8 protein-coding genes are annotated in these 5,977 nt (G+C 41.4%); 4 read left to right on the top strand and 4 right to left on the bottom strand.

What is annotated here, in order from left to right; genetic code table 11:
* The 4 genes from B4J23_RS01005 to B4J23_RS00990 all read right to left on the bottom strand — a co-directional run.
* Positions 1 to 519 (bottom strand): hypothetical protein (locus tag B4J23_RS01005; RefSeq protein ID WP_291358389.1); only part of this gene is annotated, 519 nt, incomplete at its 3' end.
* Between the two features lie 119 nt (positions 520 to 638).
* Entirely contained in the window at positions 639 to 1,142 is a 504-nt protein-coding gene (locus tag B4J23_RS01000) for a GNAT family N-acetyltransferase (protein WP_180017284.1), read from the bottom strand.
* 97 nt (positions 1,143 to 1,239) lie between these two features.
* Positions 1,240 to 1,974, bottom strand: a complete 735-nt coding sequence (locus B4J23_RS00995; protein WP_180017282.1) for an outer membrane protein OmpK — start codon at positions 1,972 to 1,974, stop codon at positions 1,240 to 1,242.
* A 192-nt stretch (positions 1,975 to 2,166) separates the two neighbouring features.
* Positions 2,167 to 2,310: a hypothetical protein gene (locus B4J23_RS00990; protein WP_159124199.1), complete on the bottom strand. Its 144-nt coding sequence runs from the start codon at positions 2,308 to 2,310 to the stop codon at positions 2,167 to 2,169.
* A 240-nt stretch (positions 2,311 to 2,550) separates the two neighbouring features.
* On the opposite strand from B4J23_RS00990, the gene B4J23_RS00985 reads away from it, so the two are divergent.
* The 4 genes from B4J23_RS00985 to dsbD form a co-directional block, all read left to right on the top strand.
* Positions 2,551 to 2,919, top strand: a complete 369-nt coding sequence (locus B4J23_RS00985; RefSeq protein ID WP_005232722.1) for an HPF/RaiA family ribosome-associated protein — start codon at positions 2,551 to 2,553, stop codon at positions 2,917 to 2,919.
* A gap of 129 nt (positions 2,920 to 3,048) precedes the next feature.
* Positions 3,049 to 3,591: an ankyrin repeat domain-containing protein gene (locus tag B4J23_RS00980; protein WP_004781453.1), complete on the top strand. Its 543-nt coding sequence runs from the start codon at positions 3,049 to 3,051 to the stop codon at positions 3,589 to 3,591.
* Between the two features lie 24 nt (positions 3,592 to 3,615).
* Positions 3,616 to 4,383: a transporter gene (locus tag B4J23_RS00975; RefSeq protein ID WP_291358381.1), complete on the top strand. Its 768-nt coding sequence runs from the start codon at positions 3,616 to 3,618 to the stop codon at positions 4,381 to 4,383.
* A 17-nt stretch (positions 4,384 to 4,400) separates the two neighbouring features.
* A partial coding sequence (dsbD, locus tag B4J23_RS00970) for a protein-disulfide reductase DsbD (RefSeq protein WP_291358379.1) occupies positions 4,401 to 5,977 on the top strand: 1,577 nt, incomplete at its 3' end.

Below are 5,977 nucleotides of genomic sequence, written 5' to 3'. Positions count from 1 at the left end.
ATAAATCATGCTATTTAGTCCCATATATAAGCCATTAAAATGAATCTGATAAGAATTTTTAATCCGTTTGACTTGAATGGTATTCCAGTGACCGAAGCCAGCATGCCGTATATAAATGCCTGCCAAGTTTTGAGTTTTTTGCGGAGGAGGAAGCTGTTTTAAATTAAATTGACTGCTTTTGGCTTGAGGAAAGACTGAGAACCAGGCCCGTGCCCATTGTGGCTTTCCTGATTTAAAATAGCTTAAGCCAACATTATTAAAAGCAGTGGCAATGGCATTTTCGGAAAAAGATACACCGCTATTTTCACTATGCATTGCACAAAAGGCAGACCAGGAAGCTTGCTGTTGAAATTGTCCTAGCGCATTTTGATACTGTTTCTGATCATAAAATTTTCTTCCCGAGTTGGCATAGCTTTTCACCTTGGCACATTCGGATCGGAGTTCAGTTTCAAAGTTTGAATTGGCGAAACTAAAACTACTCAGGGAGAGAATACTGATAAAGATAAGCCATTTATTCATAATTTTACTCAACTGACATTATTCTGGTTTTAATAGAAAATTTTATCTATCAGTAATTTTTCTAACAGATTATTGATCCAATTAGATTAAGTTTTACATAAAAAATAAAATATTTTGGTTTAATTCAGGTTGAGTTGCATCAATACCAGATCGCGCCATTGTCCAAATTTCTGTCCAACTTCCGGCATATAACCGGTTTGTTTAAAACCTAATTTCTCATGTAAGGCAATTGATGCATGATTTTCATGGTCAATGGCACCGACCATGACATGGATAGCATTTTGCCGCGCATGTTCAATCAGCTTGAGCATCAAAGCTTTACCCAGACCTTGCCCAATAAAGTCTGCATGAATAAAGACAGAATGTTCAACAGTGTGTTTAAAGCCCTGAATGGGTCGAAATATAGAATAATCCGCATAACCTGCAATTTGCCTAGATGCTGAATGCTCAGCTACTAATAAAGGAAATTGCTGAGCATTTAATTCATTCAGCATGTTCTGAAAATCCTGGATCGTTTTTGGCGTGCTATTCCAGGTTGAGGTTCCGTATAAGATTTCAGCATTGTAGATCGGGAGTAGATGTTCCAAATCTTGAATTTGAGCAGGACGAATAACAAAGCTCATAAGTAGATGCCAAAAAAGAAAGAGAATATCTAACCATAACCTGAATTTAGGCAATAAAAAAGCAGAACCGAAGTCCCGCTTTATTCATTCTAAAAACTTAGAAGTGGTATTTAACCAATGCGCTGACATCGTGTTGATCAACGTCAGTACCGAATTTGTTATTCCAAACAGAATGTTCAATACCAAGGTAAAGTTTAGTCTCAGGAGAGATATGCTTACCAACGTTCCATTTATATTGTGAAGTCCAGTTCAATTCGCTTTTGTGATCAGGACCTTCAGCGGTTGACCAGTCCAGGAAAGCATCTGCCAGGAACTCTTCGCCACCAATTTTAAATGGAACTGCATAAGTGATCGTCATTTGATAATCGTCTTTTTGCAGGTCATTGTCAGCTTTGTAGAAGTTAATATTCGCATAGCTAGTATATGGAATATCAAGTGCAAAACCGATCCCGTATAGGTAGTTATTAAAGTCACTCGCACCGCTATTGCCTTCCCAAGTAGTCGCAATAAGCACGTCTTTAATTGGGCCAAGCTCAAGCTTTTGACCAGTGACTGCACCTAAACTTAAACGCGGTGCAACTTCGAAGTAAGTTTCATTACCGAAGTCATTATTGGTACGGTCAGCAAAGGCAAAGATATCACCATATTTTAAACCAGCTGCATATTCAGCAGTAATGGTTGATTGATCAATTTTTTCATTACCAGCTGCAAATGGTGCTTTATAGTTTTCACCATATAAAGCTGACAGACTAAAATCCTGCCAAACTGCTGCCTGAGTGAAAGCTGCTGTTGAAGCCAATGCACAAAGTGCCGCGATTTGTGTAAATTTCATTTAAATATCTCCCCCGAGAAAGCAGCTTAAGGATACAGATTAATAAGTAAAAATAAAGTCAAAATTGATCGCTGACGGAAATATTTCATCGTCTTGAGCTGATGATAATTTGAGATATTGGGAGAAGAAGGTTTATAGGATAATTGAAGCGAGTTAAGTTTTTATATTTAAATTAATTTTAAGAATTGAGACTCAATTTTGAAGCTGATTAAAGTAATTACATAGATCTTTTATGAACAGGGCAAAGACTGCTTTAATTTTGGGAAGGTCATGTGAATAGTATTTCGATTGTTCCAAATCTGGAAGGTCAATCACGATCCGGTAAGCAGTTGTCACGATCGGTTGTCCTTTTGCTAAAAAAATCAAAATATCACTTGCATATTTTCAAGAGAGGACCGATATTCGAAGTATAGGAACACGGTTCTGCAGACTCAAAAATGTGTTCATCATTCAATCTGGAGGGTTTTATCCAAAGCGATTTGAAGATTTGAAATGCAATATAAAACAGCAAGCTATACACGTGCCAAGATAAAAATTCTGCACTAAAAAGTTAAAATGATTTGAGGATGGTATTTTATGAACATTGAACTCCGTACCGATAAAAACATTCGCAATAGTGATCGTCTAATTACTTACGTTCGTACCGAATTAAATCAGGAATTTCAGCGCCACAGTGAGCGTATTACCCATTTCTCAGTGCATCTTAGCGATGAAAATGCCGCCAAAGGAGGCGATGATGATATTCGCTGCATGATCGAAGCACGTCCTGCCGGCTTGAAGCCAATTGTCGTGAACCATCATGGTCATAATGTTGATACTGCCATCCATGGTGCCATCGACCGTTTAAAACGCAGTCTGGAACATGTGATTGAGAAAAAAGATAACGTACGTAGCACTCCGCTAAAACTTGCGGAAGAAGATACGGGTACAGATCTAGAACAATAAATAATTCGCAGATGAAAAAGGCCCCTACGGGGCTTTTTTCAATTTTAGATAAAATAAACGAATGAGAACAAAACAAATCCCGCTTTATTCGGCATAATAGTGAAAAACGAATTTGAAGTGAGCTCCATCATGTTAACTGCGCAACAACAGCTTTTTGTGCAAGCACTCGAAGAACTCAATCTGGGTCAGGTCAAACAGCTTTTGGCAGATGGACTTAACCCGAATTTTATTGATCTGGAAAAAGGCCCAGTTATTTCCATCTGGTCAGATGGCCTGTTCAAATGGTGGGAAGAAGTGTGTGAAGCTTATGAAGCGGGCAGTCCCTTAACTGCTGAAGAAAAACAGCAACGTCTGGATGTACATTTACAGATTCTGGAAGCGCTGATCCAGGCCAAAGTCAATTTGCATCTTTGGGATGCTGAAGAAGTTTATGGCCCGCTTTGGGATGCGGCCAGTGCAGCCTGTGTACCTGCAGTGCAGCGCCTATTAGAAGAAAAAGTCAATCCGAACAGCAAGGATGAAGAAGGATTAACCATTCTGTCATCGATTAGTGATTTATTCTTTGATTGTGATTTTGATGAAATTAACTGGGCAGAAGCACTGGAAGAAGAAAAACAGACCCTAGAATTATTGCGTAGTCATGGCGCAAAAATGACCAAGGAATTACATTAAATTTTAAGAAAGAGCTCCAACAAGATGAAGACAACTTTAAGAATATTGGGTTTGATGGCACTGACGGGTGTAAGTGCACAGCTTTGTGCTGCAGTTGAATTTGACCGACCAGGTGAAGGTTTGGGTACCAGTACCGTGCCAGTGGGTCAGTTAGCTTGGGAACAGGGTTTATCGAGTTTCTCTTATAGCGAAGCGACTGTGGATGGAAGCAAGCTGAAACAAACCACTTTAAATGCCGACGTCTTGTTGCGTACCGGTTTGACTGATGATCTGGAATTACGTTTAGGCTGGGCCGGTCCGACCTGGTCACAAACCAAGTTCAATGGTCAGACTGAAGAGGATGATGGTTTAGGCGATATTAGTATTGGCCTGAAAAAAGCCATTGATCTGGATGATGAAAAACTCAGTATGGCGCTGATGGCTGAAGCTATTATTGCCACAGGTAATGCTAGTTTTAGCAATGAAGAAGATATTTATAGTCTGAGCTCAGCAGTTGCTTATCAATATAATGATTTGGTGAATACTGCACTAACCATGCGTTATGAATGGCAGGATAGCAACTGGGCGATTACTGCAATTCCAGCTTTAAGCTATCAGATTGCTGATCGCTGGTCAGGTTATTCGGAACTGATTTATCGCAAAGCCGAAAGTCAGGATAATGAATATGCGCTAGGCACTGGTGTCATGTATGCATTGAATGATCAGGTACAACTTGATGCCAGTGTTGGGGTAGATCTGGGAGGTCAGAATAAAGGTTACTTCTCAGGCTTGGGCGTATCATTCCTATTCTAAGCTGCTCTTATTCCGATATGACCAAAGCACTACAGTTTAAGATCGGGAGAAAAGTTTTTTCTCCAGTCTTATTGGGCACAGTGTTGCTTAGTAATATTGCTCAGGCAGAAGCGCCTTTGCTTTCGCCTGAGCAGGCTTTTCCTCTGAGTATTAGTTCAGTCACTCAGCAACAGGCTGAACTTAGCTGGGAAATTCCGCAAAACTATTATCTTTATCAGCATAAGGTAGAGGTAAAGCAGGGAAGTCAGCCGATGACCTTGCAATTGCCACCTGCTGAAGATCTATATGATGAAAACTATGGTCATACCCAGGTATATTATCAGCAATTAAAGGTTCAGATTCCGACACAGGCGGGTCAAACTTATCAGGTTAGCTGGCAAGGCTGTGCCAAAGACCGGCTTTGTTACCCACCCCAAACCATTAAATTCAAGACTGACCTATCTGGTCTGGTGCAATATGAATCTACTGGCTCGGGTAATAAACGGTTACTGGATCTAAGTAGCTCTTCCTCACAGCACAATCGAATTCTGGAAAATTCTGCTGATGATCTAGAATCAGGAAATACAGACAGTAAAATCGTCGAAGTCATTTCTACACGATCCAGCAGCGACTCAGCACAGGATCAGCAATGGTCTGCACGTCTCACTGAAAGTTCGCTGGCTTATGGATTATTGTTATTTTTTGGCTTGGGTATTTTGCTGGCATTTACGCCATGCTCTTTGCCGATGCTGCCAATTTTAACTTCACTGATTGTTCGTGATAGCAAAGGCATCAAGGCCTGGATGATTGCCCTAAGCTTTGTAAGCAGTATGGCCGCAGTCTATGCGGTACTGGGCTTGATCGCGTCTTCAGCCGGACTCAACTTTCAACGCTGGTTACAGCAACCTGCCACCCTGATGGCATTTAGTGCATTATTTGTGGTATTTGCCCTCAACCTGTTTGGCCTGTTTGAAATTAAAATGCCACAGCGTCTGACGCAACGTCTGGACCGGGTTCAGGCGATGCAGCAAGGGGGAACTCTGGTTAGCGCTGCGATCATGGGATCTGTTTCTGCCTTGCTGGTTGGGCCTTGTATGACGGCACCATTAGCCGGTGCTTTATTATTTATTTCCCAGACTCAGAACCAGTGGCAAGGCGCAGTGCTGTTGTTTACGTTGGGTTTCGGTATGGGCACCCCGTTGCTGCTGGCCAGTATTATGGGGGCACGCATCCTGCCCCGAGCCGGGCACTGGATGAATCAGGTAAAAGTACTCTTTGCTTTCATCATGCTGGCTTTGGCCTTGTATTTTATTCGTCCGCTGATTTCAGAAGCTGCATTGCAGTGGCTGTCGCTAGGGTTGGGCTTAAGCTTTGTTGTTTATGTTCTGGCACGATTATTCTGGAAAAATACCGGACTGCGCTGGCTTTATATCATCTGTTTGGCTATCGCTGTGCCTTATATTACATATAGTCAGTATCAGCATAGTCAGCGTTTTTTTGTTGAAACTGCCCAACAACAGGCGAGTTGGCATATAGCAAAAACGGCCACTGAATTTGAACAGTTACTGGCTACAGTACCGAAAGGGCAGAAGGTCATTATTGATGTCTATGCTGA

The organism is Acinetobacter sp. UBA3025 (assembly GCF_002367915.1).
Classification (GTDB): Bacteria; Pseudomonadota; Gammaproteobacteria; order Pseudomonadales; family Moraxellaceae; genus Acinetobacter.
The sequence above is the reverse complement of the archived record's forward strand: the minus strand, read 5'-3'. Positions and strand labels throughout refer to the sequence as shown.

What these genes read in the sequence shown, in the direction of transcription:
- B4J23_RS00980 (WP_004781453.1), top strand. Translation starts at nt 3,049, where the DNA reads ATGTTAACTGCGCAACAACAGCTTTTTGTGCAAGCACTCGAAGAACTC.
- B4J23_RS00985 (WP_005232722.1), top strand. Translation starts at nt 2,551, where the DNA reads ATGAACATTGAACTCCGTACCGATAAAAACATTCGCAATAGTGATCGT.
- B4J23_RS00995 (WP_180017282.1), bottom strand. Translation starts at nt 1,974, where the DNA reads ATGAAATTTACACAAATCGCGGCACTTTGTGCATTGGCTTCAACAGCA.
- B4J23_RS01000 (WP_180017284.1), bottom strand. Translation starts at nt 1,142, where the DNA reads ATGAGCTTTGTTATTCGTCCTGCTCAAATTCAAGATTTGGAACATCTA.
- B4J23_RS00975 (WP_291358381.1), top strand. Translation starts at nt 3,616, where the DNA reads ATGAAGACAACTTTAAGAATATTGGGTTTGATGGCACTGACGGGTGTA.